Origin of the sequence: Croceicoccus marinus, assembly GCF_001661675.2 — a bacterium.
GTDB lineage: Bacteria > Pseudomonadota > Alphaproteobacteria > Sphingomonadales > Sphingomonadaceae > Croceicoccus > Croceicoccus marinus.
In genome coordinates, this window is the sequence record NZ_CP019603.1 from 114,022 (window position 1) to 138,549 (window position 24,528).

27 protein-coding genes are annotated in these 24,528 nt (G+C 61.7%); 19 read left to right on the forward strand and 8 right to left on the reverse strand.

Translation table 11 applies throughout. The features are described from left to right. The first annotated feature begins 9 nt into the window (after positions 1-9). Positions 10-1,671 carry an FAD-dependent oxidoreductase gene (locus A9D14_RS14800; RefSeq protein ID WP_066850656.1) on the forward strand — a complete coding sequence of 554 codons (1,662 nt, stop codon included), beginning with the start codon at positions 10-12 and terminating at the stop codon, positions 1,669-1,671. Then, on the forward strand, positions 1,596-2,504 hold the full coding sequence (locus A9D14_RS14805) for an SDR family NAD(P)-dependent oxidoreductase (protein ID WP_066850655.1): 909 nt from the start codon (positions 1,596-1,598) through the stop codon (positions 2,502-2,504). The genes A9D14_RS14800 and A9D14_RS14805 overlap by 76 nt, the downstream gene beginning before the upstream one ends. A gap of 45 nt (positions 2,505-2,549) precedes the next feature. Here A9D14_RS14805 and A9D14_RS14810 read toward each other — a convergent pair whose 3' ends face one another. Genes A9D14_RS14810 through A9D14_RS14820 form a run of 3 tightly spaced genes read right to left on the reverse strand, consistent with a single transcriptional unit; the run spans position 2,550 to position 5,639 of the window. Further along, a complete protein-coding gene (locus A9D14_RS14810) occupies positions 2,550-3,608 on the reverse strand; it encodes an LLM class flavin-dependent oxidoreductase (RefSeq protein ID WP_066849577.1) in 1,059 nt (352 codons plus the stop codon). Continuing rightward, positions 3,605-4,672, reverse strand: a complete 1,068-nt coding sequence (locus tag A9D14_RS14815) for an oxygenase (protein WP_066849581.1) — start codon at positions 4,670-4,672, stop codon at positions 3,605-3,607. Before A9D14_RS14815 ends, A9D14_RS14810 begins: the two co-directional genes overlap by 4 nt. Before the next feature lie 31 nt (positions 4,673-4,703). Beyond that, the gene (locus A9D14_RS14820) at positions 4,704-5,639 is read right to left on the reverse strand and encodes a Rieske (2Fe-2S) protein (protein ID WP_066849583.1); all 936 of its coding nucleotides are present in this window, start codon (positions 5,637-5,639) and stop codon (positions 4,704-4,706) included. Positions 5,640-5,923: 284 nt separating this feature from the next. Here A9D14_RS14820 and A9D14_RS14825 point away from each other — a divergent pair, with 284 nt between their 5' ends. Continuing rightward, a complete protein-coding gene (locus tag A9D14_RS14825) occupies positions 5,924-6,454 on the forward strand; it encodes a TetR/AcrR family transcriptional regulator (RefSeq protein ID WP_232469069.1) in 531 nt (176 codons plus the stop codon). Positions 6,455-6,475: 21 nt separating this feature from the next. On the opposite strand, the gene A9D14_RS14830 is transcribed toward A9D14_RS14825, so the two are convergent. From A9D14_RS14830 to A9D14_RS14845, 4 genes are read right to left on the reverse strand one after another with little or no spacing between them, the layout of a single operon-like run. Continuing rightward, a complete protein-coding gene (locus A9D14_RS14830; protein ID WP_066849588.1) occupies positions 6,476-7,507 on the reverse strand; it encodes an LLM class flavin-dependent oxidoreductase in 1,032 nt (343 codons plus the stop codon). After that, positions 7,507-7,887, reverse strand: a complete 381-nt coding sequence (locus tag A9D14_RS14835) for a limonene-1,2-epoxide hydrolase family protein (protein ID WP_066849590.1) — start codon at positions 7,885-7,887, stop codon at positions 7,507-7,509. The genes A9D14_RS14830 and A9D14_RS14835 overlap by 1 nt, the downstream gene beginning before the upstream one ends. 2 nt (positions 7,888-7,889) lie before the next feature. Further along, positions 7,890-8,207 carry a 2Fe-2S iron-sulfur cluster-binding protein gene (locus A9D14_RS14840; protein WP_066849592.1) on the reverse strand — a complete coding sequence of 106 codons (318 nt, stop codon included), beginning with the start codon at positions 8,205-8,207 and terminating at the stop codon, positions 7,890-7,892. 24 nt (positions 8,208-8,231) lie between these two features. Then, complete coding sequence (locus A9D14_RS14845; RefSeq protein ID WP_232469071.1) at positions 8,232-9,590, reverse strand: sulfotransferase family protein; 1,359 nt, start codon at positions 9,588-9,590, stop codon at positions 8,232-8,234. 56 nt (positions 9,591-9,646) lie between these two features. Here A9D14_RS14845 and A9D14_RS14850 point away from each other — a divergent pair, with 56 nt between their 5' ends. Genes A9D14_RS14850 through A9D14_RS14900 form a run of 11 tightly spaced genes read left to right on the forward strand, consistent with a single transcriptional unit; the run spans position 9,647 to position 18,357 of the window. Then, positions 9,647-10,420: an SDR family NAD(P)-dependent oxidoreductase gene (locus A9D14_RS14850; protein ID WP_232469074.1), complete on the forward strand. Its 774-nt coding sequence runs from the start codon at positions 9,647-9,649 to the stop codon at positions 10,418-10,420. Between the two features lie 11 nt (positions 10,421-10,431). Beyond that, positions 10,432-10,938 carry a VOC family protein gene (locus A9D14_RS14855; RefSeq protein WP_066849604.1) on the forward strand — a complete coding sequence of 169 codons (507 nt, stop codon included), beginning with the start codon at positions 10,432-10,434 and terminating at the stop codon, positions 10,936-10,938. Positions 10,939-10,940: 2 nt separating this feature from the next. Further along, on the forward strand, positions 10,941-11,723 hold the full coding sequence (locus tag A9D14_RS14860; protein WP_083988090.1) for a tyrosine-protein phosphatase: 783 nt from the start codon (positions 10,941-10,943) through the stop codon (positions 11,721-11,723). After that, positions 11,723-12,583, forward strand: a complete 861-nt coding sequence (locus tag A9D14_RS14865) for an NAD(P)-dependent oxidoreductase (protein ID WP_083988151.1) — start codon at positions 11,723-11,725, stop codon at positions 12,581-12,583. Before A9D14_RS14860 ends, A9D14_RS14865 begins: the two co-directional genes overlap by 1 nt. A 30-nt stretch (positions 12,584-12,613) precedes the next feature. Next, positions 12,614-12,997, forward strand: a complete 384-nt coding sequence (locus A9D14_RS14870) for a carboxymuconolactone decarboxylase family protein (RefSeq protein WP_232469076.1) — start codon at positions 12,614-12,616, stop codon at positions 12,995-12,997. A gap of 6 nt (positions 12,998-13,003) precedes the next feature. Then, positions 13,004-13,828, forward strand: a complete 825-nt coding sequence (locus A9D14_RS14875; RefSeq protein WP_066849615.1) for an SDR family NAD(P)-dependent oxidoreductase — start codon at positions 13,004-13,006, stop codon at positions 13,826-13,828. A gap of 4 nt (positions 13,829-13,832) precedes the next feature. After that, entirely contained in the window at positions 13,833-14,636 is an 804-nt protein-coding gene (locus tag A9D14_RS14880) for an SDR family NAD(P)-dependent oxidoreductase (protein ID WP_083988091.1), read from the forward strand. Next, positions 14,633-15,802, forward strand: a complete 1,170-nt coding sequence (locus tag A9D14_RS14885) for a sulfotransferase family protein (RefSeq protein WP_066849625.1) — start codon at positions 14,633-14,635, stop codon at positions 15,800-15,802. Before A9D14_RS14880 ends, A9D14_RS14885 begins: the two co-directional genes overlap by 4 nt. Further along, the gene (locus tag A9D14_RS14890) at positions 15,799-16,575 is read left to right on the forward strand and encodes an SDR family NAD(P)-dependent oxidoreductase (protein WP_066849628.1); all 777 of its coding nucleotides are present in this window, start codon (positions 15,799-15,801) and stop codon (positions 16,573-16,575) included. The genes A9D14_RS14885 and A9D14_RS14890 overlap by 4 nt, the downstream gene beginning before the upstream one ends. After that, positions 16,572-17,825 carry a hypothetical protein gene (locus A9D14_RS14895; protein WP_066849630.1) on the forward strand — a complete coding sequence of 418 codons (1,254 nt, stop codon included), beginning with the start codon at positions 16,572-16,574 and terminating at the stop codon, positions 17,823-17,825. Before A9D14_RS14890 ends, A9D14_RS14895 begins: the two co-directional genes overlap by 4 nt. Beyond that, entirely contained in the window at positions 17,815-18,357 is a 543-nt protein-coding gene (locus tag A9D14_RS14900) for a VOC family protein (protein ID WP_066849632.1), read from the forward strand. The genes A9D14_RS14895 and A9D14_RS14900 overlap by 11 nt, the downstream gene beginning before the upstream one ends. Here A9D14_RS14900 and A9D14_RS14905 read toward each other — a convergent pair. Continuing rightward, on the reverse strand, positions 18,354-19,169 hold the full coding sequence (locus A9D14_RS14905) for an SDR family NAD(P)-dependent oxidoreductase (protein WP_066849639.1): 816 nt from the start codon (positions 19,167-19,169) through the stop codon (positions 18,354-18,356). The two genes, A9D14_RS14900 and A9D14_RS14905, sit on opposite strands and share 4 nt — an antisense overlap. Before the next feature lie 120 nt (positions 19,170-19,289). Here A9D14_RS14905 and A9D14_RS20140 point away from each other — a divergent pair, with 120 nt between their 5' ends. The 5 genes from A9D14_RS20140 to A9D14_RS14925 all read left to right on the forward strand — a co-directional run bounded on the left by A9D14_RS20140 (position 19,290) and on the right by A9D14_RS14925 (position 24,521). After that, entirely contained in the window at positions 19,290-20,060 is a 771-nt protein-coding gene (locus A9D14_RS20140) for a hypothetical protein (protein ID WP_232469078.1), read from the forward strand. Further along, on the forward strand, positions 20,057-21,382 hold the full coding sequence (locus tag A9D14_RS14910) for a spinster family MFS transporter (protein WP_066849646.1): 1,326 nt from the start codon (positions 20,057-20,059) through the stop codon (positions 21,380-21,382). The genes A9D14_RS20140 and A9D14_RS14910 overlap by 4 nt, the downstream gene beginning before the upstream one ends. A gap of 173 nt (positions 21,383-21,555) precedes the next feature. Continuing rightward, positions 21,556-22,302: an electron transfer flavoprotein subunit beta/FixA family protein gene (locus A9D14_RS14915; protein ID WP_066849649.1), complete on the forward strand. Its 747-nt coding sequence runs from the start codon at positions 21,556-21,558 to the stop codon at positions 22,300-22,302. Then, on the forward strand, positions 22,302-23,231 hold the full coding sequence (locus A9D14_RS14920) for an electron transfer flavoprotein subunit alpha/FixB family protein (protein WP_066849652.1): 930 nt from the start codon (positions 22,302-22,304) through the stop codon (positions 23,229-23,231). Before A9D14_RS14915 ends, A9D14_RS14920 begins: the two co-directional genes overlap by 1 nt. 30 nt (positions 23,232-23,261) lie before the next feature. Then, a complete protein-coding gene (locus tag A9D14_RS14925) occupies positions 23,262-24,521 on the forward strand; it encodes an NAD(P)/FAD-dependent oxidoreductase (RefSeq protein ID WP_066849658.1) in 1,260 nt (419 codons plus the stop codon). Positions 24,522-24,528: the final 7 nt, after the last annotated feature.

Sequence of the window (24,528 nt, forward strand, 5' to 3'; positions counted from 1 at the left end):
GGAAATTCGATGCAGTATGACGTCGTGGTGATGGGTTCCGGCGGTGCCGGGCTGACAGCAGCGCTGGTCGCCGCAAAAGCGGGTTGCAAGGTGGTCGTGCTGGAAAAGGCGCCGCATTTCGGCGGGACAACGGCCATTTCCGGTGGCGGGGTCTGGATACCCGAAAGCCCGCAAGCCGTTGCGGCGGGCGTGGACGACAGCAAGAAGAAGGCGCTGGACTACTCGCTTGCCGTCGTCGGCAACCGGGCAGAGCGCGAGCTGATCGAAGCCTATATCGAAACCGGCCCCGAAATGGTGAAATGGCTGGAGGCCAATAGTTCGGTCCATTTCCTTCTCTCGCCCCCGTCCAGCGACTGGTACCCCGAGGTAGAGGGCGCGATGCACGAAGGGCGGTTGCTGGCTCCGGCTGAATATGACGGCAGAAAGCTCGGTTCCGATTTCGACAATCTTTCCAAGCCGCGCGAGGAATTCAACGCGCCTGGCGGTATGATGATCGATCTGTTCGATCTGCCCTATATCGCCAAGCTGCCGCAGCCAGGTGCGTTGTGGTACATGGCCAAGATCGCCATCCGTTTCGCTTTCGACAAGAAGAAGCTGGGCCGCGGCTCACGCCTGACGATGGGCAACGCCCTGATGGGCAGGCTTTACCGTTCGGTGCTGGACGCGGGGGTCGACCTCTACAGCAGTGCGCCGGTCGAAAGACTGCTTGCCGATGGGGGCAGGGTCACGGGTGTCGTCGCGACCATAGACGGCAAGCAGACGGAAATTTCGGCCGCAAAGGGCGTCGTTCTGGCGGCCGGCGGATTTTCCGCCAACGAACAGATGCGCAAGGTCTATCTGGCCTATGCCGAGCAGCATGTTTCCATCCTTCCATATCACAATACCGGAGACGGCATAAATGCCGCCACGGCATCGGGCGCCGTGCTGGGAACGGACAACCACGCCAATGCGGTCTGGGCCGTGGTGTCAAAGCGGACGCGCGATGATGGCTATGTCGAACGCTATGCGCATCTGATCGACATGTCGAAGCCCGGCTGCATCGCCGTCGGCAAGGACGGCAAACGCTTTGGCAATGAGGCCGGGGTCCATTTCGTCGAGGACATGCACGCCACCGGCAATGTGCCTGCATGGATCATTTCGAACGCGAAGAACGTCAAGAAATACGGCATGGGGCTGTCGCTTCCGGGGGGCAGCAAGATCAAGGAGCTGGTCGCTTCCGGCTATATGAAAAAGGCCAATACGCTGACCGAACTGGCGGCGCAAATCGGGGTCGATCCCAAGGCGCTGGAAGCAACCGCTGCGCGGGTCGATGCCGATGCGAAAACCGGGCGCGACAGTGAATTCGGCAAGGGCGATACGCTGATCGATCAAGAAATTGGCGATCCCGCGCACAAGCCCAATCCCTGCTTCGGGCCGGTTGGCGCGGGGCCCTATTACGCGGTCCAGATATTCCCCGGCGACGGATCGACGACCGTGGGCGTAAAAATCGACGCGCAATGCCGCGTCAAGGATGAGAGCGGTCAGCCGATTCCGGGCCTTTGGGCTGCCGGGCTGGATGCCAATTCGATCTGGCAGGGCAAGTCTCCGGCGCATGGATGCAATGTCGGTCCGGCACTGGTGACCGGCTTTATCGCGGGCAGGAGTATCACGGCATCAAAACAGCAGTCGTAACCGGAGCAAGCTCGGGCATCGGCCTTGTCGTCGCGCGGGAACTGGCGCGCGATGGCTGGCGGGTGATCGCGCAGGGCCGGGATCACGCGCGCAGCGAAGCCGCGCTTGCGGAAATCCGGTCCGCCGCGCCCGAGGCGCAGGTCGACATGATAAGGGCCGATTTGTCGGTCATGGACAAGGTGGACGCGTTCGCATCGCAGGTAGCGGCATCGACCGACCGGATCGGATTACTGGTGAACAATGCAGGCGCCACGCCATCGAGGCGGATGGAAACCGCCGACGGGTTTGAACAGACCTTTGCCGCCAATCACCTTGCCGTTTTCCTGCTGACCCACCGCCTGCTGCCCTTGCTGAAGGCGGCGGCGCCCGGATCACAAGTGATCACGACCGCATCGGTCGCGCACAAATTCATCAAGGACATGAAGTGGGATGATCTGAAGCAGGCGCAGTCATTCAGCGCCAGCGATGCGTATGCCCAGTCCAAGCTGGCCAACATCTTGTTTACGCGGGAAATGGCGAAACGGGTCAAGCACGACGGAATCCGCGTGAATTGCGTGCATCCCGGCGTCGTGCAAACCAATTTCGACAGTCACGGCAATCTTGCCGTCAAGCTGATGTATTTCCTTGGCAAACCGCTCTCGCTGACGCCCGAGCAGGGCGCGGATACGATACTCTTGCTGGCGAAGGGCGGGGCGCCAAATGCGACCGGCCAGTATCTCGCCAAGCGCAAGCCCGCAGCATTGTCTGCCGCTGCGCAGAGCGAGCAAGGCGCCGCACGCTTGTGGGACATCAGCAAAGAACTGACCGCCAAAGCCGGCCAGACTGTCGGCTAAAGCCGGGGAAGGCGGGATGGCGCTTTGCCGTCCCGCCTGCCGGTCCTACTTTTCGCGGCGTTTCGCCTCTGCCACCATTGCGAACAGCCCCTCATTATACTTTGTCAGCTGTTCCATGGTGAGATTGCGATAGGGCGTCATCGGACAGAGCGAATCCACCACGCCCCAGAAGGGTTCGAGTTCTTCGAGCACTTCGTCGACCGGCCCGCATTTCACGAAGGCCTGCACCATTTCGTCGCTGACCTTCTCGATCACGCCCGAAACATCGCCATGTTCGCCTGCGGCCAGCTGGCAATCGCGTGCGAGATCGCCAAAACCGATGGAATCGAAAAAGTCTTCGTATTCCTTGTAACCGGCATAGCCCGCCACGGTGGCACGGCTGTCGTCGATCGCCTGCTGCTTGTCGTCATTGATGGCGACCCATGGCCATGCATTGATTTCGACATCCGTGCGTTTGCGGCCAAAGCGGGCCAGCTCCGAATGGATGAAATCGTTCTTCTGAACCGTATAGTCGACCGTCCAAAGCGCATGGACCATCAGCCCGTCGGCAATCTCCAGCGACATGCTGGTCAGCTTGTCCTTGAGCGCGGCGATCCAGATCGGAATATTCTCGCGCACCGGGGGCGCGGTCATCATCTTTTCCGTCCATTCCAGATCGTAATATTCGCCGTGGAGCGGTTCCATGTCCTTGTGGCTGTTGGCGTTCACGTAACGCACGATCTTCACCACTTCACGCAGATGGGTCAGCAGCTTGCGATGCGGCTCGCCATAGATCCCCTCAAGCGCGCTGTGCAGCGAGGTGCCCAGGCCAAGGACGAAACGGCCCTGGCTGATCGTGTCGCATTCGATCGCGCAATAGGCGGTTTCGACCGGACTGCGGGTTCCCGCAACCGCAATGCCGGTCGACACCTTCAGCGTATCGGTCATCGCCGCGACGGCGGCCATCGGCACAAAGGGTGCGCCATAGATCTGAAGCGAAAAGACCCCCTCGAATCCCACCTGCTCCATCTGTTTTGCCATGCCGCCCATCACCGGAGCGGGCAAAACGGGCATCACGCCCCACCACTTGCGCTCACCCCCCGTCGCATTGGTCAGTGTGGTCATGCTTTTTCATATCCTATAATGTCGCTGCAATCAGAGCTGACATTATCGCGATAGGTGAAATCGCCGCGCGCCTGTCTTTCGGCTAGTGCCAGCATCAGCACGCGATATTTCTGGCCGGCTTCGTCCAGCGGCGAATGCAAATCCTTGCGCTTTTCCGGCCGCATGTAGCGCGGGCTCTGCGGCGAGGTCATGGAACTGTCCTGCCGCGAAACCTTGTAGCTCGCCTTGGGCATTATATAGCGGAAAAGATTGGTCTTTTTCACGTTCGATGTGTTCATGGCATAATCCAGCCGGGTCCGGTCACGCGTTTCGGGAACGCAGGGGTGGAACAGCTGGACATTGTCGCCCGGGGTAAAGCGGCCATAAGCGATCGCGGCATGGCTGCGCAGATAGATGCGGATCACCTGTCGAACCTGCTGCACATCGTCGCGCACGCCGCCAAAGATCTTCATGATCGGCGCGACGGACTTGTTCACGCAGGTCCGCACCATGGTGATGGTCTCGCTGTCGTGGAACACCTCGACCGTTTCCTTGTCCATCTTCTCGTCGCCCACGACATCGGCGTGGATGAAATCGGCATGGGTAAGGTCGATCAGGTTTTCGAGGCTGAGCGGCGCGCAGCAATCGAACCGCACGGTGCCGAGCATGTGCAGCGGCAGGCCGCCGTCCTCGGGCAGATAGGGAATGCTGGGAATATGTTCGGGCGCGGCATTTTCCGGCTTGCCGAGCCAGCCCCAGACATAGCCGTACTTCTCGATCACCGGATAGTGACCGGCCTCGTCGGTATATTCGCTCTTCGTCGCGGCAAGCTGGTCATTCGGGTGCGTTTCCGCCGCCACAACACTGCCGTCGGGCTTCCGCCAGATGAAATAGGGGTGCGAGTAAACAGCGCGCCGGATGGGTTTCTTGGCAACAGCGAAGCTGTGGGCCAGCGGAAACCATGCATCGGTCAGCATGATATCGTGCGGCAGCCAGGAATTGACCTTGGCCGCGAACTGGCGCGGATCGACCGCGATCGGATCGTCATGAACCTCGGGAGCCGGATTGTCTTGAACGTCGAGCATGATCTGTTCCTTGTTCTCGGTTTGGCTGCGGTCAGGCAGCGGCTTCCTGCGCTGTGGGCGGTCCGGATTTGCGCGTGACGATACTTTCGCGCAGGTCCGAGGCGTGGATAGACGCCGACGGCTTGAGCACCCGCAGCGCCGCTCCGTCGACATGGTCGAAAACCCTGAACGGCGTGCCGATGCCCATGGCCTTTGCCATCAGATGGTGGCGTCCGGGCGACAGAGCGGCGCGCCAACGCACCTGCGTAACGCCGCGCGCGGCCGGAACGGGCGCCAGAACCGCGCGGAACAGGGCCCTGAACTCGTCGTCCAGCAGGGTCAGGTCCGTCTCGCCAGTTACCGGATCGGTGGCGATGCGCAGGCTGATCGGGAAATCGGAAGTGAAGGGTGCGGGCCAGTGCGGCGATGCCCATTGGCATGATCGTTCCAGCACCAGCTTGCCTTGCTGCTCGGACAATTCGGTCAGCAGATAGGGTGAAAAGCGCACCCCCTTGATCGACAGCACCAGCGAAGGATCGTCGAACAACGCGGCGATCCAGTGTTCGTGATCCAGCGCCACAATCGATGTGCCCGAAAGCGGCAAGACGCGATCGTCAGGTGCGGGGGCAGCGGCCTTGGCGTCCAGGCAGACCCGTACAAAGCCCGCATCCTCGTGAACGGCGAATGGCCTTGCCTTGTAGACAGGAGGGAATTTGCGATCGCTTTTCAGATTGGGAATGTCGATCAGCTGCCCGCTTGCGCCGTCATAAGTCCAGCCGTGGTATCCGCACTGGATCGCGCCATTGCCAAGTATGCAACCCAGCGACAGGGGCGCCCGGCGATGCGGGCAGCGATCTTCAAGCGCGCGCACGACCTTCTTGTCGTCGCGCCAAAGGACGACCGGTTGGTCGCCGATATCGACGTTGTGCGGCTTGTCCGCGCTGATCTCTTCGGAGCGGGCAACGGCCCACCAGGCTGCTTCGGTCATATTCGACTCGCATCTCCCAATACGCGTTATGCAATTAAATTGACACATGACAATTTAGTTGTCAATCTATGTCGATGGATGCAGCAAATGTAAATTCGCCCGCCTCCACCCGAGAGGGCAGGGCGGCGGACAGGGCAACTGGCCAGATGACAGGCCATCTTACCCGCAGGCGTGAGAGGACCCGGGGGCGCCCACGCGCGGATGCCGGTGAATCGGTTGACGAGGCATCGCTGCTACGGACCGCCTTCGCCATGTTCGCCACGCATGGCTATGGAGCCGCGACAATGCGCGCGATGGCCCGCGAACTGGGCGTCAGCCACAATTTGCTCAATGTGCGATTTGGCAAGAAGTCGCAGTTATGGAAGGCGTCGGTCGACTGGCGGCTCAAGGAAGCCGCCCGCGAGGTTGAACTGGCCTTCGACCCGTCGCACCCTCCGGAAGAACAGTTGCGGGACTTGATTCATCGGTTTTGCCGCTGGGCGATCATCAATTCGGACATTGTGGCCATGAGCCACCTTGAAGGGCGCGAGCCGAGCTGGCGGCTCGACTATATGACGGAAAGCTTCACCCTGCCGTTCCAGCGCCGCCTTCAGGACCTTCTGGAACAGGTAGGATCGGGCACGGCGCTGCGTCCGATCGATTCCGGTGCATTATTGGCGCTGCTCGTTCACGGGGTCGGATCCTATTTCGCGCTTGCCCCGATGCATGACCGGCTTCTGCCTGATCTGCCTGGTGACGGCGCCGCCAATCCGTCGCCCGAGGACCGGGCCGATGCGATGGCGCGGTTTCTTCTGGCAGGTCTGTTCAGCGCCTAAGTCTTGATAGCTCTCGCGTGATCAGATTGGCGCCGGGAAGAAGAGATCGGCGATGCGGTCCCGATAAATGGCGGCCTTGGCTTCATCCATCCCGAATTGCGGCACGACGGGCGTGATCGAATCGGCAAAGCGTGCGCGTTCGATTATCTGGGCTTTCACCTCCTCAGCCGAACCGAGCACCGTGATCGCACTGACCATCTCGTCAGGGCAGGCCGCCTCCATCGCGGCAAAGTCCTGCCGGGCAAACGCATCCTGAATCGCCGCTGCTTCCTTTTCGAAGCCTATCGCCTTGAAATAGCGCAGATACTGGGGCGATTGCGTATAAAACGCGATATTCGCGCGGGCATCCGCAATGGCCGCATCGCGATCCTCGTTGATGACGGTAAATATCATCAGATTCAGATCGAAAGCCGACCGCTCCCGTCCGGCTCTGTCGAGACCTGCCTGCAAGTGCGGGGCGACCTTTTCCTCGATCCAGCGGGTCGTCCATAACGGATGGCCCAGCAGCCCTTCGGCGATCTCTCCGCCCTGCTCGCATGCCTTTTCGAAAATGGCAGGCAGATAAACCGGAATGGCAGGGCGGCGCGCTGGCCCCGTCAGCCGGAAATGCGACAGGTCGAGCGTAGTATATTCGCCTGCCAGCACCTGTAGTTCGCCGGTGTGGCCCTTGGCGATGACCGCCCGCACCTGCTCCACAATTTCGCGCATATGCGCCAGTGGCTTGCCGTATGGCATGCCAAAGCTGCCTTCGATCTGGCTTTGCGCGCTGGACCCCAGGCCAAGCACGGCGCGGCCATCGCTGATGTGGTCCAGATCGATGACGCTGCATGCCGTCTCCAGCGGACTACGCGTGAAGGCCAGCGCGATGCCGCTGCCCAGCTTTATCCTGCTGGTGACGGCTGCGGCTGCCGCAAGGGTGACGAAGGGGAGGCCGAAGATTTGCGGGACCCAGACCCCCTCGATTCCGGCCGCTTCCCATTGGCGGACCAGCGGTACGAGTTCGTTTGCCGGAAGGACCGGCAATTGCGTCCAGATCTTCTTATCCGCGAACATCACCCAAAGCCCTTGGCGGTATCGAAATAGTCCCGCCACGACACGATCTTGTCGCCGTCCATTTCGAAAATCCCCATGAGCTTGATGGAGACGAGCAGTTGGCCGTTTTTGTCATGGAAATTGTCAGTTCGTTCGGTCAAGACCACGTTCCCGTCCGAAGCGACGTGGTGAACGATCACCTCGCCGCTTTCGATCGGGTACATCTGCGCAAAGCCGTCCATGAAAGCTTTCGCCTCCGCGAATCCGGTGGTCTTCGAGATGCCGACATTTTCCCAAACCGTCCTGTCGGTAAAGCGCCGTTCCATCGACGCGAGCATATCGCCCAGCGTAGGCTTCCACTCCTCGAAGAAGGCCAGCACTTCGGATTGCGCATCGGCCATGGTCAATCCTCCGGCGCGATGGTGACAGTCACCCCGTCAAGCGCATCACTCATTTCGACCTGGCACGCCAGACGCGAGGTTTCGTTGCGATGGTCGGAACTGTCGAGAAGGTCGCTTTCATCCTCGGTCATTTCCGGCAGCTTGGCGAAATAGGACGCCTCCACGTGAACATGGCAGGTCGCGCAGGAACAGCAGCCGCCGCACAGTGCCAGCAGTTCGTCGAATCCATCGTCGCGGATGATCTCCATCAGGCTCAGCCCATTGTCGGCTTCAACTTCCGTGCTGGCGCCAGATCGGTCGATCACATTGATTTTCGGCATTTCTTACTCCGTGACGTAGATGAATTATCTGACTTCGACTTCGACCGGGAAGCGATCGAAATAAAACTGGAAATGCTGGCGGATATCCTCGGCCGTCAGACCGAAATCGCCTTCAAGATCGAACTTCACCTTGCCGTTGACGGCCGGATCGTGATCCCGGTGATACTGGTGCAGGGCCTGCAACGTGTCCTCGTCCAGCGGCAGGTCCGCCTTGGCATAGATCTGCCGGAGGATCGGGTCGGGGTTCTTGATCCATTCGTGGAAATAGACGTCGATCGCCTGGTCTTCCGGCAGGCAATCGCGATCGCGCACGCAGCGCGACAACAGCGTCTTGTACCGGTCGATCCAGTAGCCCTTGGGTTCCTCCGGGTCGCTTTTCGTGCGCAGCACGCGCGAAGCATAAAGCGCCATCGACAGCGTCGAGCGGATCGAACCCACCGGATCGCGGTGCGTGATCACGAAGGTCGCATCCGGGAAGGTTTTGTACAGAACGGGCAGCTGTTCCATATGCTGCGGGCATTTGATCACCCAGCGATTCGGCCCCTTCAGGAAAGTAAGAACCTGCAGCCCCTTCTTCAGATAGGCATAGGTGCCGCTCTGGTCATGGCTGAGGTAATAGTCGCGCCACCTTGGAACATAGGCCAGCCATTCGATCAGATAGGATGAGAAGTCGAGGGCCTGCAGTTCGATATCCTCGCTGATATGATCGGGCGAGAATTCATGCATGTATCGCATCATCGGCAAGACTGCGTCCTGCTGTTCCCACCCGGCCTGCGCCTTGGTCCAGCGGGGGTTGGAATCGCTTGCCGTCGGCGCGTCTTCGGCGGCCGGGACGGGCGCGATGGCTTCCCACCAGGGGAGCGAGCGAAGCCGCGTATCGGCAGAGAGCAGCCCGAGCAGATGGGTGGTGCCCGAACGCGGCGGGCCGCCGACGATGATCGGGCTGTCGATGTCGATATCGAGGATTTCCGGGTGGCGCTTGCACAGGTCCTCTACCCGCAGGCGGGTCGCGGCATAGCGCACGAACATCGGCCACAGACCGGCGCGGCCCACGGGCGAGAGGAATTCGTCTTCCTCCACGCACTCGCACCACAAATCCAGCCTTTCGACGAAGTCCATTTTGCCAAAGTCGCTCAGGCCGGTCTGGGCCTTGGCGGCGTCGAGGATCGCTTTCGACGAAAAGTCGAAGTGCATTTGCGATGCACCTGCCAGCGCGGCCTTTTGCGCGTCGTCGAGCACGGGGGCGAGCATGTCCCCGATCCTGAACACCTGACCCTTGGTGTCTTGCTTCATCCCCCGATCTCCCTTGCGGCATTTTTCTGTCGCGCATTCGTAAAAGCGATGGCTGCCGAACTTTGTCCTACCGAAAGATATGCGGCGCATCCGGCAACAGCGGGTAGGCCGGCTACGGAGAGGGTAGCGGCGACATGACAGAAAAAATGTTCGATCTGACCGGGAAAGTTGCGTTGGTGACGGGTGCCAATTCGGGCCTTGGCTTTGCCTTTGCCGAAGGGATGGCGCGTGCGGGCAGCGATCTCGTCATCTGGGGCAGGCGCAAGGATGCCAACGACAAGGCGGCAGAAAAGCTGCGGGCCTTTGGCGTCAAGGTGCATTCCGCCGAAGTGGACGTCACCGACGAAGCGCAGATCGTGGCCGGCGTGGCCGATGCGCTTGCGGCGATGGGCCGGATCGACACGGTGGTCGCCAATGCGGGCATTGCCAATCCGGTGCCGTTTATCGACATGGATGCCGATAGCTATAACGCGTTGATGAACGTCAACCAGCACGGCGTGGTGTTCACCCTGCGCGAAGTGGCCAGGCACATGGTGGCCCGAGCCGAGGCGGGCGATCCCGGCGGCTCCATGATCCTGTGCGGCAGCGGATCGATTTTCCAGGGCGTGCCGACGCTGGTGCATTACGGTGCGGCAAAGGGCGCTCTTGCGGGGCTGGCGAAGGGGCTGGCCGCGGAACTGGGCCCCCATGGCATTCGCTGCAATGTCATCGCGCCCGGTTTCATCATCACCGAAATGACCATGAAGGACCCCGAGATCGGCCAGATGATCGCCGATGGCGTGGCAGCCCGTGCCCCGCTCGGCCGCGCGGGAATGCCCGACGATCTGTGGGGCGCGGCGGTTTATCTCGCCAGCGATCTGTCCCGCTATCACACCGGCGATACGCTGGTGGTCGACGGCGGGAAAATGATCAACAACTAGGAGCGCAGATCATGTTTTCACGGCCCGGGGCAAGGCATAGCCAGAACGCCTATGTGACCAGCGATCTCGATCGCGCGATGGCCATCTGGCGCGACGAATTTGGCGTTTCCCGCTTTCACGTGTTCGAAAACGATGCGCCCGGACTGGTCTCCTCGCCAGAGTACCGGATGAAAATCGCGCTGGCCAATGTGGGCGGGGTCGAGATCGAACTTATCGAGCCTTTGCCCGGACAGGCGCCGCTTCATGCAGAGGTGCTACCCACGGACGGCAGCTTTGCCATGCGTTTTCATCACGCGGCCTTGCGGGTCGATGGCGATCGGAGCGATTTCGAAGCCTACATGGCTTCGCTCGATTTGGCGACGCATCCCGTGGTGTGGCGCGGAGAGCTGGGCGATGTGATGCGCTATGCCTATACCGACGAACGGGCGACACTGGGCCATTATCTGGAACATGTCTGGTTCGATCCGGCCATGTATGAACAGATGGCCGCAGCCATTCCGGTCTATCCGGCGCCGTGACGATGGATCTGGCTAATCTCAATTTCCGCGACCTGGGCGGTATACGAACGAATGGCGGTGCCGTTCGCGGCGGGGCACTCTTTCGCGCCGAAGGTCCGGCCAATTTGTTGCCGCAACATCATGCACAGCTCAAATCGCTGGCGATCGGATATATCTTCGACCTGCGCTCTAGGCGGGAGCGAGAGACGCATCCGCATGATTGGCAGGACGCGAACTGCCGCTGGCTGGGACTGGACGTGAATGCCGACCTGCGCGTTTTCGGAAACGATGGACGCGAAAGGCTGAGCCTTGGCGGTGATGAGCGGCTGGCCATCGACATCATGAGCGAGACATACCGGGAAATTCCCGATGCGCTTGCGCCGCACTGGAAAACCGTGGGCGAATGCCTGCTGGAAGGCAGGCCGGCAATCGTGAATTGCACTGCGGGCAAGGACCGCACGGGGGTCGCGGTTGCCATACTGCTGGAAATGCTGGGGGCCTCGCGGGACGAAATCATGCGGGACTATCATCGGTCCGTGGTGTTCGGCGAGAATCTTCGGCGCGGCGGAACGCTGGAAGGCGATATCCGGGCCAGCTTCGGCTTTATGCCAAGCGCCGAACAGGTGGATGCGCTGATAGGCGTGCGAACAGAATATCTTCAGGCTGCGTGGGACCGGATCGAGAACAGTCACAAGACTGTATCGCGCTATCTGGCGGACGCAGGGCTGGATGAAGCAACACAATCTGAGCTGCGGCACCTTTTCGTGACCCGCGACCACGCCGACTCAATCCAAGGAGAACAATGATGAAAAGCGGTGGTGTAATCGGCCTTGGCGGCATTGGCGGCGGGGTGGCACAATGCCTCCAGCGATCCGGCCAGCTTTCCGCCATCTATGACGTGCGGGCCGAGGCGGCCGAAAAAATCCCCGGAGCGCCCCCGATGTCGGCAACGCCGAGGGATCTGGCGGCAGCGTCCGATTGCGTGCTGATCGCCGTTCTGAATGGCGCACAGACGATCGCCGTGCTGTCGGGCCCCGACGGCGTGCTCGCAGCCAACAAGGCCGGGCAGACGGTGATCCTGTTGTCCACCATATCGATGACGGAACTGGAAACCGCGCAAAAGCTGTGCGCCGAAGCGGGAGTGATCCTGATCGACTGCGGGGTGACCAACGGCCCGAAATCGGGTGAAAACGGTCTTATCTGTCTTGCGGGTGGTTCTGACGAGGACATGGCGAAGGCAAAGCCCATTTTCGACGGATTTGCCGGACAGGTCATTCACATGGGCGGCCCGGGCGCCGGCATGGCCGCAAAGATCGCCCGCAACGCCACCTATTTCGGCTGCATGCGTGCCGGTTACGAAGGTGCGGTGATCGCGCGGAACTACGGGGTCGATCTGGGCCAGTTGCGCATGGCTCTGTCGGGCGATCCCAATGCGGGCGGCGGGCTGGAAGGGGCGCTGGCCATGGTGGTGCGCCCCGATCCTGCGGGAAATGAGCAGGAAACCGGAATGCGTAATTACTTCAAGGGATTGATGATCAAGGACCTTGAAGTCGCCATTGATGAGGCGGCCCGATTTGGCGTGCGGCTGCCGATGATCGAACTGATCCGCGACAACGCCGATTCCACTTCTGGCCTGGAATATCCCAAAGGCCAGCCGATCGCCTGAGCGACGCCACCAGACAAGCGAGGAATGACGATGAGCGACAATGCCTGGGAAAATGGACTGAAGGTCTTCGATGCCGTGTACGGCAAAGGTACCTCTGCGATGATGAAGGGGCGGGAGAATGACCGTTTCAACCGCGAGATCATCGAAAACCAGTTCGGCAATCTGTGGGCCGATGATGCCCTGTCTATCAGGGAAAAGCGCCTCATGGTGCTTGGCGCCACGACCATGCTGGGCAGGCAGGACCTGATCGAGATCCAGATGATGGGCGCCTTGGCGAACGATGAATTCACTGAAGAGGAATTGGCACTGATTCCTCATTTCCTGTTGTTCTATGCGGGTGCTGGCAACTGTACAGCTCTGATCCGCGGGATCGAAGCCGCCAAGGCCCGCTTTGCCGAAATGAAGGGGGGCTGAGATACCATGCGCCAACTTCCGCGACGCCCGATCGACAAGGCCGCCTTTCGCGAACGGTACGGCCCCTGGGCCGTTATCGCGGGAGCATCCGAAGGAACCGGTGAATGCTACGCTCGGCAATTGGCCGCCATGGGCATCAACCTTGTGCTGGTATCCCGCAGGCAGGGTCTGCTCGAAACGCTCGGTAAGGATCTGGCAGGCGAATATGGTATCGAATACCGCGCATTCTTTCAGGACCTGACCGACGTCGATGCGGGCGTCAGGATCGTCGAGGCGTCGGCCGATCTTGATGTCGGCCTCTATATCTCGAACGCCGGGGCCGGAGGCTTCTCGGCTTTCCTGGAAGAAAGCACCGATGCCGCGCATCATCTGGTCCGGATGAACATCACAACGCTGATCGATGCCGCCAACGGTTTCGGCAAGCGCTTCCTGAAGCGGGGCAAGGGCGGCATAATCGTAATGGCGTCGGGCGCAGGGCTGGGCGGTCAGCCCAATCTGGTGATGTATGCCGCCACCAAGGCGTTTGAGATCAATTTCGCAGAGTCGCTTTGGGCAGAATATCACGAACGGGGCATCGACGTGATCGGCATTGCCGCCCCGATCATGCGCACTCCGACATTGCTGCGAATTGTTCCTGCAGATTTCGACACATCACGTGCATTCGATCCTGCCGACGTGACCAATAACGCGCTGGCCGGATTGCTGGCCGGGGAACCGGTGCAGATCATCCCCGACGGTCCCGGCGCCGAAAAGCTTCCGCAAGTAGAGGCCGACCGCAGGGAGCGCCTGAAGGGGTTCGTCGAGTTCAATAAAAGCTTTACGGGAGGATAACGGGATGCGCAGGCTTGAGGGCAAGGTGGCCGTCGTAACGGGCGGAGGCGGCGGTATCGGATCGGCCGTTGCCAACCGCATTGTGCGGGAAGGGGGAAAGGTCGTCATTGCCGACCTGTTCGAGGATAGCGCCAGGGCCGCGGCCGGACCGCTGGGCGAGGCCGCGCTTGCCGTCCAGTTTGACGCATCCGATCCGGTATCAATCGAAGCGATGGTGACCGCAGCAGTCGATCACTTCGGCGGGATCGACATACTTCACAACAATGCCGCGATGACCGATCCGGCGAAGCATCCGCTGGACACCACGCCGGTCGATATTCCCATCGAGATCTGGGACGAGATCATCGACATCAACCTGCGCGGCTATTTGCTGGGCTGCAAATATGCGATCCCGCACATGATCGCGCGCGGCGGCGGATCGATCATCAATACCGCGTCCAACAGCGGTATCGCGGGCGACCTCGCCCGGGTCGCCTATGGCGCCTCGAAAGGCGGCATCATCACGCTGTCGAAATATGTCGCCACCCAATACGGCAAGCAGAACATCCGCTGCAATTCGATCTCGCCCGGCGTTGTCCTGACGCCAGCGCTTGAGGCCACGGTCCCGGGCCTTAAGGAAGTGATCCAGCGCCACATACTGACGCCGGAATTCGGCACGCCGGACGATATCGCCGCGCTTATCGCCTTTCTCGCGTCGGACGAGAGTCGCTATATCACTGGCGAGAACATCTCGATTTCGGGAGGGGGCCTCTCGCATCAGCCGCATTACGCCGACCTGCTGGCCATGATGGAACAGCAATTGTCATGACCGAACCGCTGAGCGTAGCCGGACTGGAAACCGCCGCTCGCGATGCCACGGGCCTGACCGACTTCGGACCGGACACGGGGTGGCGCGAAGGGTTTGAAAGACTGGCCGCGGCGGTGGAGGCGATGGGCCCGAACGACCAGCTTCGCCAACTGGCGACCCATAATATCGTGGGCCAGCTTTCCACGCGGCTTCGGTTTGTCGAGGATGATCGCAACCATCCGGAAATCGCGCAGCAGGATGTCGGCGATCCGCTGATCGTGATCGGCCTTCCGCGCACCGGCACCACTATCACCTACGATCTGCTGTGCCTTGACCCAGAGGCGCGGGCGCCGCGCGAATGGGAATGGTATATCCCATGGCCCCCGACCGAGGCAGCAACATTCGACAGCGATCCGCGCATCGCGCAGGTCACCGCCATGTACGACAACTGGCTGAAGCATGCGCCGCAACTGCTCGACATTCAGCGGTTCGACTGCACCCAGCCGGGCGAATGCAATCACGGGATGCAATATCACTTCGCCAGCACCAATTTCCCCGCGGAACTGGGCGTGCCCGACTATGCCGACTGGTTGCGCACGAATGAGGTGCCCGGCCAGTATATATCGCACAAGCGGCTGCTGCAGAACTTCCAGTGGAAGGGGCCGCAAGGGCGCTGGACGCTGAAATCGCCGCAGCATCTGTTCGACCTGCCTGCGCTGCTGGAGGCCTATCCGGGCGCGATGCTGGTATGGACGCACCGGGATCCTGCGCTGACATTCTCATCGCTCTCAAGCTTCATTGCCGGGTTCCTCGCGGCGTTCGGCGGCGACAAGGACAAGGCCGCCATCGGGCGCGACGTGGTGGAAACGTGGATCACGGGCATGAACCGCGCCCTGTCCGCGCGTGCCGATCCGCGGATCGACGAGCGGATCATCGATCTGGCGCACAAGGATGTGGTGGCCGACCCGAAAGGGACGATCCGGCGAATCTACGACCGTTTCGGCCTGCGTTTTTCAGACGAACACGCCGCCCGGATCGACCGGTTCCTGACCGACAATCCTGCCGCCAAGCGCATGGGCAAGCACAAGCATACGCCCGAACAATACGGGATAGACGTGGCGGAAGTGCGCGCCCGCATGACGGAATATTACGACCGCTTCGGCCATCTTCTGGAGAGACCATCATGAGCGTACTCGATCGCTTTCGCCTCGACGGAAAAACCGCCATCCTAACCGGCGTCGGCCCCGGCGTGGGCGAGCATGTTGCGAAGGCCTACGCCGAACTTGGCGCCAGTGTCGTCATCTCCGCACGTTCGCAGGACAGGCTGGACCGGATCGCGGCAGAGATCAACGCGGCGGACGGCGGACGGGCACTGGCCGTGGCCACCGATGCGGGCAAGCGCGAAGACCTCGTCAATCTGGTCGCAAAGGCGCGCGAAGCGTTCGGACCGATCCATATCATTTTCAATAATGCTGCTGCAGGCGTAGTCTATGCCCAAGACGGCGGCCTCTGGGCGAATACCGACGAGGTGTGGAAAACCGCGATAGACGTGAACGTGATGGCCACCTGGCGCCTCGCGGAGATGACCGCCTCCGAGATGGAGGCCCACGGCAAGGGCACAATCATCTCAGTCCAGAGTTGCGGGGGCTTCACGCCCATTCCGCCGGCAGTGGCCTATGGCGTCAGCAAGGCGGCGCTGTCCTTCCTTACCAGATCACTGGCCAAGGCGCTGGCCCCGCACACGCGCGTCAACGCGCTGTGCGTCGGTTCGATGAGCCCGGACGGACAGGAGGCCGAGATCCATAAGGGGCTGGGCCTTGCAGAGCGCAATGCCATCAAGCGTTTCGGCGCGGCGGACGAGGCGGTTGGCGCGGCTATCCTGCTGGCCAGCGATGCATCGAGCTATACCACCGGCAGCACCGTGTTCGTCGAAGGCGGCCGCGTGGGCACCATCTCATGACCAATCCGCTCTACACCCAAGAGCAGGAGCGCGCTGAAATTCTGGCGCTCCGCCTGATCGAACGCCCTGACGTCAGGGCGGCGCGCGAAGCGGCGCGGCGCGACATGCTGAGCGATCCCGCCGCCCGCACGACTGACGGCAATCTGGGTCTGGACCGTGCGCTGGATCAATGGGTTCTGGCGCTGGCCATGCGCGAAGCGAATGGCGACACGGCGTCGCCGGTCGTTACCTGGAACGTGTCCAATCCCCCGCGGCGATGGTTCGGCCATGTCTATCACGGCGCGGCGGTCGCGGTGGACAATCCCGATAATTTCAATCGCGAAATCCCGATCGACGGGGAAAGGAGCTATCGCATCGACCTGCGCTTTTCCGCCGACCCACCGCAATTCAGCGTAGTGATCGAGATGGAGCCGGAACATCACGCCGGGCTGGGCGATAATATCGGTGCGCTGACGTTGCAGGACCTGCTGCCGCATTGCGATGGCGACCGCCGCGTGTCGGTGACCGTGGGGCCGCAAGCGGGCGGGTCGCTTCATCTGCAATCCCGTCCCGGCCGCATCCAGATCTACACGCGCGACAGCCAATGCGACTGGAACCAGATGCCTGCAGAAGTCTCTGTCACCCGTCTCGACCCGCCGCCCGACTGGTCGCCGCGCAGCGAGGACGAGATCGCCGCCGCAATCGTCGCTGACATGCCTGCATGGGTGCGTTTCTGGCGCGGTTTCAAGGACAGCTTCCTCGGCTTTCCCGCGCCCAACGGGCTGGTCGGCCCTAACGGGCGCGACGGCAATTGGGGTTATCTGGCAGGCGGACGGTTCGCGCTGAAGGATGACGAGGCGCTGCTGGTCACGCTCGATCCTGCGGGCAGCTATTACACCGGCTTCCAGATCACCGATCCGTGGACCATCGCGCCCGATCCGCTGCTGCGGCTTGCCAGCCTCAACAAGGGGCAGGTGGTGCCCAATGCCGATGGGACGGTGACCTATGCGATTGCGCTGGCCGATCCCGGCGTCGCGAACTGGATCGACACTTGCGGGCTGCATGAAGGTTGGATGCTGACAAGATGGCAGGGCGTACCGGCAGGTCTCGACCTGAGCCGGATGATCCGCGAGGTGCGGCTGACGACGATCGGGGATATTCCGGCCAGCGTGCCCATGATCGACCTTGCCGGTCGCAGGGCGCAGATCGCTACGCGCGCGTATGATTTTGCACGGCGCACCAGCATGGAGGGATGGAGCGATGCAGCCTGAAGGATCGATCGTCGAATTGTGTCATATCGTCAGGGACATCGATGCCGCGCTGGAGCACTGGACACGCGATCTGTGTGCGGGGCCATTCTTCGTATTCGACGTGCCGGTCATGCCCGGCCAGCAATATTACGGAGAACCGACCGAGGTTTCGATGCGGGTGGGGTTCGGATTTTCCGGCGGCGTCCTGATCGAACTGCTCCAGCAGACCAACGATGGCGCCTCACCCTTCCGCGATTTCCTGCAGGCACGGGGCGAAGGATTGCATCACATCATGCCGCGCGCCGACTATGACACTGCCTATGCGCGCCTGTCGGCAGCAGGCTTCAAAGTCGCCTATAGCGGCACGATGCTATCGGGAGAGCGTTTCTGCCTGTACGATACCTTTGCATCTTACGGTTATTATACCGAGCTGATGGAAATGTCCGAAGCCATGCTGGGCAGTTTGGCGCTGATGGAAAAGGCCCATGCCGGATGGGATGGGCAGACGGACCCCGTGCGCGGCATGGACCGGCTGGCCGAACTGGCCGGTTAAAGCTTGCCGCCACCCATTTCCGCGAACATCTTCTGAAAATCGGCGTAGCTTGGCTGATGCGCGGTGACGCCGCCATCGACCGGAATTGCGGCACCGGTAATGAATTCGCTCTCGTCGCTGGCTAAAAATGCCACGAGATTGGCCACATCCTCGGGCTGGCCAAGCCGCGGGGTAAGATGGTGCGAAAGCAGGATGTCCTTCACCATCGGCGGCGTCGATTCCTGCGCAAGCGGTGTCAGGACAAAGCCGATCACCATGCAGTTCGAACGCACGCCCAGCTTGCCATACTGGGTCGCGATCATGCGATTGAGCTGGATCAGCGCGGCCTTGGACGAGCCGTAGGCAGTCAGCGTCGCCTCGCCCTGCACGCCAAAGCCCGATGCGCTGTGAATGATCGATCCACGTCCATGCTCGATCATGCCGGGCAGGACATGTTTGCTCATCAGCATCGCGCCCCGCACATTGACCGCCATCGCGCGGTCCCAAGCGGCCACGTCGAGGTTCAGGACATCGAGATCGGCCTGCCGCTGTGCATCGTTCTGAATGGCGGCATTGTTGTGCAAAATGTCGATACGGCCCAGATCCGCGGCAACTTGTTCGGCGAATTCGCGGACCGAATTCTCGTCGGTCAGGTCCAGCGGTAGGGATGTTGCGCCCGGAATATCCTGCGCTGCGGCCGCCGCCGCTTCGACATCGATATCGCCAAGCACGACTTTTGCGCCTTCTTGCGCGAGCCGCCTTGCGGACGCCGCACCGATACCGCCTGCGGCACCCGTCACGATTGCAATCCTGTTTTCCAGCCGTCCAGCCATGGGTTCTCCTTTTCAGCCGGCATAAGCAATGGAAGCGCGGGTTTCACAACCTGTCGCAGGACAGGTTGCGAGAGTTTTTCGCGCCGACATCCTGTTTGCACAAGGCGGGAGAGGCTTTTCTTGGAATCGACGATTACACCCATGCCGGTGATGCCGGCCCCTGAACCGGCGGGTACCATATTTCTGATCGGCACCTGTGTCATCCTTGCCGCGATCATGGCGTGGTGGGCGCTCGGCTCCGAACGACCCAAACGGGGCTGGGTCCTGCCCCTTGTTTTCGCCGGAACCGCGCTTTCAGCCGTGATGATCGAGCCGATCTACGATAACACGCTGCTCTATTGGTATCCTGCGGAAAACCCGCTGGCATTCTTCCGCGGCTATGAACGGACCATCCCCTGGTATGTACCGCTAGGCTATGCATGGTTCTTCGGAGGATCGGCCTATCTGGTATGGCGAGTAGTCGAACGCGGGGCGCCCGTCGCCAGTGTCTGGAAGCTTTTCTTCACGACCGCGGCGGTCGACTGGCTCGCCGTATCGATATGCGAGTGGATGGAATTGAGTGCATTCTACGGAAACCAGCCGTTCCATCTCTTCGGCTCGCCCATCTGGTTCTCGTTCTGCGATGCCACGGGCGGGTTCGTTCTGGGTGCCGCACTGGCAAAGCTTGTGCCGTACCTTGGCGGCATCAAGCGGCTGTGGCTGCTGATCCTGCCCAGTTTTACCTATGCCGCGACGCTCGGCTCCACTACCGCTCCTGTATCGCTGGCGCTCAATTCCGCCTGGTCGCCGGTCATGATTTGGATCGCTGGTGCCGCCACGATGGCAATGTGCATGGTGGCCATCCATGTCATCGCCCAGATGGCCCGGTTGCGACAGGAAGCGGTGCTGTGAGACGTTTCTCAGGTCGGGACTGGTGGTTTATCGGCCTTCTGGCCACGATCTACGCCTTCAACTTCATCGACCGTATGATCATTGCCGTGGTCGGAGAGCCGATCCGGCAGGAATTCGGGCTCAGCGATTTCCAGCTCGGCATCATGGGCGGCGCGGCCTTCGCGCTGTTCTATGGCGGCATCGGCATTCCGATCGCGCGCCTTGCCGAGCGGGTCAATCGCATCGGCGTCGTCGCGGCCGCGACCGCACTCTGGTCGTTGATGACGATGCTATCCGGCGCGGCCACAGGCTATGTCCAATTGCTGCTGGCGCGCATGGGCGTGGGTATCGGTGAGGCAGGGTTCACTCCGCCGGTCGTCTCCTTGATTGCAGACCGCTTTCCCCCAGAACGCCGCGCGACGGTTTTCTCGACGATTGCGGTGGGTGTGTCCGTCGGTGGCGCGATCGGCGTCCTTGGCGGGGGCTGGATTGCGCAAACCTATGGCTGGCGGTGGGCATTCGTCGCAGCGGGCGCCCCGGGCCTGTTGCTGGCACTGCTTCTCTGGCTGACGATCCGGGAGCCTGTCAGGCTCAACGCCGGGCAGGGCGCGCCGCCATTTGGGGCGGTCATTCGCCGAGTGGGTCGATCACGCGCATTCGTGGCATTCACCCTGGGTAGCGGCATGGTCGCCCTGGTAGGTTTCGGCCTGAATCTTTTCCTCATCCCGCTCCTCGTGCGCCGCTTCGGTTTCAACCTTGCAGAGGCGGCCTTGACGTTCGCATTCACGTTCAGCGCGGCGACTGCGCTGGGCGGAGTGACGGGCGGGCTGATTGCCGACCGGTTCGCGGCAGGGGCCCATCGGCGGTATGGATATCTGCCGATGCTGGCGACGATGCTGGCCATGCCGCTTTTCCTTGCTGCGATCTATCAGGACGAGTGGCGCATCATGGCGGTGCTGCTGTTCGGCTCGACCTTCTGCCTCTATGCCTTTCTGCCCACGATCATGACCGTGACGCAAAGACTGGTAGAGCCGCGGATGCGGGCCACTGCCGCTGCCATCCATGCATTCGGGCAGACCGTCTTCGGGTTAGGCCTCGGCTCGGCGTTTCTGGGCTATATGAGCGATTTGTTGGCAACCGCCCGATATGGCACTCGATATGCGCAAGAGTGTCTTGGCGGCGGCGCACACGCGTCGACAATCTGCGAAGAGGCGGCGGGTACGGGCTTGCAACAGGCACTTCTTTTGCTGGGCCTTTTCCTTTTGCTGGCGATCCTCTGCTATTGGCTGGCAGCGCGATCGATTGCCGGGGAAATCGCGATGATCGAGCGTGATGGAAGGTGAGTGCCATCCCTGTAACGTCGGTGCGGGTGGGGTTCGACAGCTCACGGCAGGCTGGGGCCCGCACCACGATGTTCTCGTACGCCCGCGCTGATGCGGGCTGTGACGGAAAACATTGATCGCCCGCTGGAAGGCGGAGCCCTGCTCGCGAAGTTTTAGAACAAGGAAACCAAACCATGAAAGCGCTAGTGCCCGTAAAGCGGGTGATTGATTACAACGTGAAGCCGCGTGTGAAGGCGGATGGAACGGGTGTTGATCTTGCGAATGTGAAGATGAGCATGAACCCGTTCGACGAGATTGCGGTGGAAGAGGCGATCCGTCTGAAGGAAGCGGGCAAGGTCAGCGAGATCGTCGCCGTCAGCATCGGCCCTGCCAAGGCGCAGGAAACGCTGCGCACGGCGCTGGCGATGGGCGCGGACAGCGCGGTGCTGGTGGAAACCGATGCGGAAGTCGAACCGCTGGCGGTGGCCAAGATCCTCAAGGCCGTGGCGGCGGAAGTCGAACCCGGCCTGATCATCCTGGGCAAGCAGGCGATCGACGACGACAGCAACCAGACCGGCCAGATGCTGGCCGCGCTGATGGATCTGCCGCAGGGCACGTTTGCGAGCAAGGTCGAGGTGGACGGCGATCACGTGAATGTCACGCGCGAAGTCGATGGCGGACTTGAGACGGTGCAGCTGAGCCTTTCCGCGATCATCACCACCGACCTGCGCCTGAACGAGCCGCGCTACGCGTCGCTGCCCAACATCATGAAGGCGAAGAAGAAGCCTTTGGAGACGAAGACGCCCGCCGATTACGGCGTCGATATCGCGCCTCGCCTCAAGACGCTGAACGTGTCCGAACCGCCGGTCCGTCAGGCGGGCGTGAAGGTCGCCGATGTCGACGAGCTGGTTGCAAAACTCAAGAGCATGGGAGTCGCCTGATGAAGACGCTTGTTTATGTCGATCACGACAATAGCCATCTGGGCGATGCGACGCTGGCCACGGTGACCGCGGCCTCGAAGCTGGGCGAAGTGCACCTGCTGGTCGCGGGCGCGGGCTGCGGCGCTGTTGCCGAAGCCGCGGCCAAGATCGCAGGCGTGGGCAAGGTCCATGTCGCCGACGACGGTGCCTATGAGCACCAGCTGGCAGAGAATGTCGCGCCGCTGATCAAGGGGCTGATGGAATCGCATGACGCGGTGCTGTTCCCCGGCACCACCACCGGCAAGAACATCGCGCCGCGCGTCGCGGCCCTGCTCGATGTGATGCAGATCAGCGACATCCTGTCCGTGGAAGGCGAGAAGAGCTTCACCCGCCCGATCTATGCGGGCAATGCCATTGCCACGGTCGAGAGCACTGACGCAAAGCTGGTCATCACCGTGCGCGGCACCGCCTTCGACAAGGCGGAAGCCACGGGCGGATCGGCTGCGATCGAAGCCGTCGCCAGCACCGGCGATGCGGGCAAGTCCAGCTTCGTTTCTGCCGAACTGGCGAAGTCGGAACGCCCCGAACTGACCAGCGCGAAGATCATCGTATCGGGCGGCCGCGCGCTGAAGGACAGCGAGACCTTCGAGAGCGTCATCATGCCGCTCGCCGACAAGCTCGGCGCGGGCGTGGGCGCGAGCCGGGCCGCCGTGGACGCGGGCTATCTGCCCAACGACTACCAGGTCGGGCAGACCGGCAAGATCGTGGCGCCCGAAGTCTATATCGCCATCGGAATATCGGGCGCGATCCAGCACCTTGCCGGCATGAAGGATTCCAAGACCATCATCGCCATCAACAAGGACGAGGACGCACCCATCTTCCAGGTCGCCGACATCGGGCTGGTTGCTGATTTGTATAAAGCGGTGCCGGAGCTGATCGAGAAAGTTTGAATCGCGTTCAGAGACTTGTTGGAGTTAAGTGTGAAGCAAGCAGACGTCATCATCGTGGGCGCAGGTCATGGCGGAGCCGCCGCCGCTCTCGCTCTTAGGCAGGCCGGTTTTGAGGGTTCGATCGCCATGATCGGCCGCGAGAAGGAGCCCCCTTACGAACGTCCGCCCTTGTCCAAGGAATATCTGGCGCGCGAGAAGGAGTTCGAGCGGCTCTATATCCGTCCGCCGCAGTTCTGGGGCGAGAAGGACATCGATCTGATCCTGGGCACCAGCGTGAGCGAGATCGACGCCCACGCCAAGACCGTGAAGCTGAGCAATGGCGAGGACATGGGCTATTCCCATCTGATCTGGGCGGCGGGCGGAGACGCGCGTCGGCTGTCCTGTTCGGGCGCGGATCTGCGCGGCGTGCATGCCGTGCGCACGCGCGCCGATGTCGACCGCATGATGGGCGAGATCGACGCGGGCGCGAAACGCTGCGTCGTGATCGGCGGCGGCTATATAGGGCTGGAAGCGGCGGCGGTGCTGCGCAAGCTGGAAATCGAGGTCGTGCTGGTCGAAATGCTCGACCGCGTGCTGGCGCGCGTTGCGGGTGAGTCCTTGTCGCGCTTCTACGAAAAGGAGCACCGCGACCACGGCGTGAACATCATGCTGGAAACCGGCGTCGACTGCATTCTGGGCGACGGCGAGAAAGTCACCGGTGTCCGCCTGTCCGATGGCAGCGAGATCGAGGCCGACATGGTGATCGTGGGCATCGGCATCGTGCCCTGCATCGGCCCGCTGATCGTGGCGGGCGCGACCGGCGCGAATGGCGTGGACGTCGACGAATATTGCCGCACCTCGCTGGACGATGTCTATGCCATTGGCGACTGCGCGGCCCATGCCAATGATTATGCCGATGGCGCGGTGATCCGGCTGGAATCGGTGCAGAACGCGAACGACATGGCCAAGACAGCGGCCATGGCAATCTGCGGCGACAAGCAGCCCTACAAGGCAACGCCCTGGTTCTGGTCGAACCAGTATGATCTGAAGCTGCAGACGGTGGGGCTTTCGATGGGCTTCGACCAGATCGTCGTGCGCGGCGAGCCCGAGAGCCGCAGCTTTTCCATCGTCTATCTGCGCGACGGCAAGGTCGTGGCGCTCGACTGCGTGAACAAGGTCAAGGATTACGTGCAGGGCAAGAAGCTGGTCGAACGCCATGCGGTGATCGATCCCACGCTACTGGGCGACAATGATGTGGCGCTCAAGGAAATGGGCGAGGGCGCCGCACAGGGCGGCGTTAGAGCAGTGTAGTGAGCCA

Coding starts and splice junctions, on each gene's coding strand:
- A9D14_RS14885 (WP_066849625.1), top strand. CDS start 14,633: ATGACCGAACCGCTGAGCGTAGCCGGACTGGAAACCGCCGCTCGCGAT.
- A9D14_RS14880 (WP_083988091.1), top strand. CDS start 13,833: ATGCGCAGGCTTGAGGGCAAGGTGGCCGTCGTAACGGGCGGAGGCGGC.
- A9D14_RS14865 (WP_083988151.1), top strand. CDS start 11,723: ATGAAAAGCGGTGGTGTAATCGGCCTTGGCGGCATTGGCGGCGGGGTG.
- A9D14_RS14870 (WP_232469076.1), top strand. CDS start 12,614: ATGAGCGACAATGCCTGGGAAAATGGACTGAAGGTCTTCGATGCCGTG.
- A9D14_RS14895 (WP_066849630.1), top strand. CDS start 16,572: ATGACCAATCCGCTCTACACCCAAGAGCAGGAGCGCGCTGAAATTCTG.
- A9D14_RS14800 (WP_066850656.1), top strand. CDS start 10: ATGCAGTATGACGTCGTGGTGATGGGTTCCGGCGGTGCCGGGCTGACA.
- A9D14_RS14920 (WP_066849652.1), top strand. CDS start 22,302: ATGAAGACGCTTGTTTATGTCGATCACGACAATAGCCATCTGGGCGAT.
- A9D14_RS14820 (WP_066849583.1), bottom strand. CDS start 5,639: ATGACCGAAGCAGCCTGGTGGGCCGTTGCCCGCTCCGAAGAGATCAGC.
- A9D14_RS14905 (WP_066849639.1), bottom strand. CDS start 19,169: ATGGCTGGACGGCTGGAAAACAGGATTGCAATCGTGACGGGTGCCGCA.
- A9D14_RS14875 (WP_066849615.1), top strand. CDS start 13,004: ATGCGCCAACTTCCGCGACGCCCGATCGACAAGGCCGCCTTTCGCGAA.
- A9D14_RS14805 (WP_066850655.1), top strand. CDS start 1,596: ATGCAATGTCGGTCCGGCACTGGTGACCGGCTTTATCGCGGGCAGGAG.
- A9D14_RS14840 (WP_066849592.1), bottom strand. CDS start 8,207: ATGCCGAAAATCAATGTGATCGACCGATCTGGCGCCAGCACGGAAGTT.
- A9D14_RS14855 (WP_066849604.1), top strand. CDS start 10,432: ATGTTTTCACGGCCCGGGGCAAGGCATAGCCAGAACGCCTATGTGACC.
- A9D14_RS14845 (WP_232469071.1), bottom strand. CDS start 9,590: ATGCGCCGCATATCTTTCGGTAGGACAAAGTTCGGCAGCCATCGCTTT.
- A9D14_RS14830 (WP_066849588.1), bottom strand. CDS start 7,507: ATGTTCGCGGATAAGAAGATCTGGACGCAATTGCCGGTCCTTCCGGCA.
- A9D14_RS14815 (WP_066849581.1), bottom strand. CDS start 4,672: ATGCTCGACGTTCAAGACAATCCGGCTCCCGAGGTTCATGACGATCCG.
- A9D14_RS14810 (WP_066849577.1), bottom strand. CDS start 3,608: ATGACCACACTGACCAATGCGACGGGGGGTGAGCGCAAGTGGTGGGGC.
- A9D14_RS14890 (WP_066849628.1), top strand. CDS start 15,799: ATGAGCGTACTCGATCGCTTTCGCCTCGACGGAAAAACCGCCATCCTA.
- A9D14_RS14825 (WP_232469069.1), top strand. CDS start 5,924: ATGCGCGCGATGGCCCGCGAACTGGGCGTCAGCCACAATTTGCTCAAT.
- A9D14_RS14915 (WP_066849649.1), top strand. CDS start 21,556: ATGAAAGCGCTAGTGCCCGTAAAGCGGGTGATTGATTACAACGTGAAG.
- A9D14_RS14900 (WP_066849632.1), top strand. CDS start 17,815: ATGCAGCCTGAAGGATCGATCGTCGAATTGTGTCATATCGTCAGGGAC.
- A9D14_RS14850 (WP_232469074.1), top strand. CDS start 9,647: ATGTTCGATCTGACCGGGAAAGTTGCGTTGGTGACGGGTGCCAATTCG.
- A9D14_RS14835 (WP_066849590.1), bottom strand. CDS start 7,887: ATGGCCGATGCGCAATCCGAAGTGCTGGCCTTCTTCGAGGAGTGGAAG.
- A9D14_RS14860 (WP_083988090.1), top strand. CDS start 10,941: ATGGATCTGGCTAATCTCAATTTCCGCGACCTGGGCGGTATACGAACG.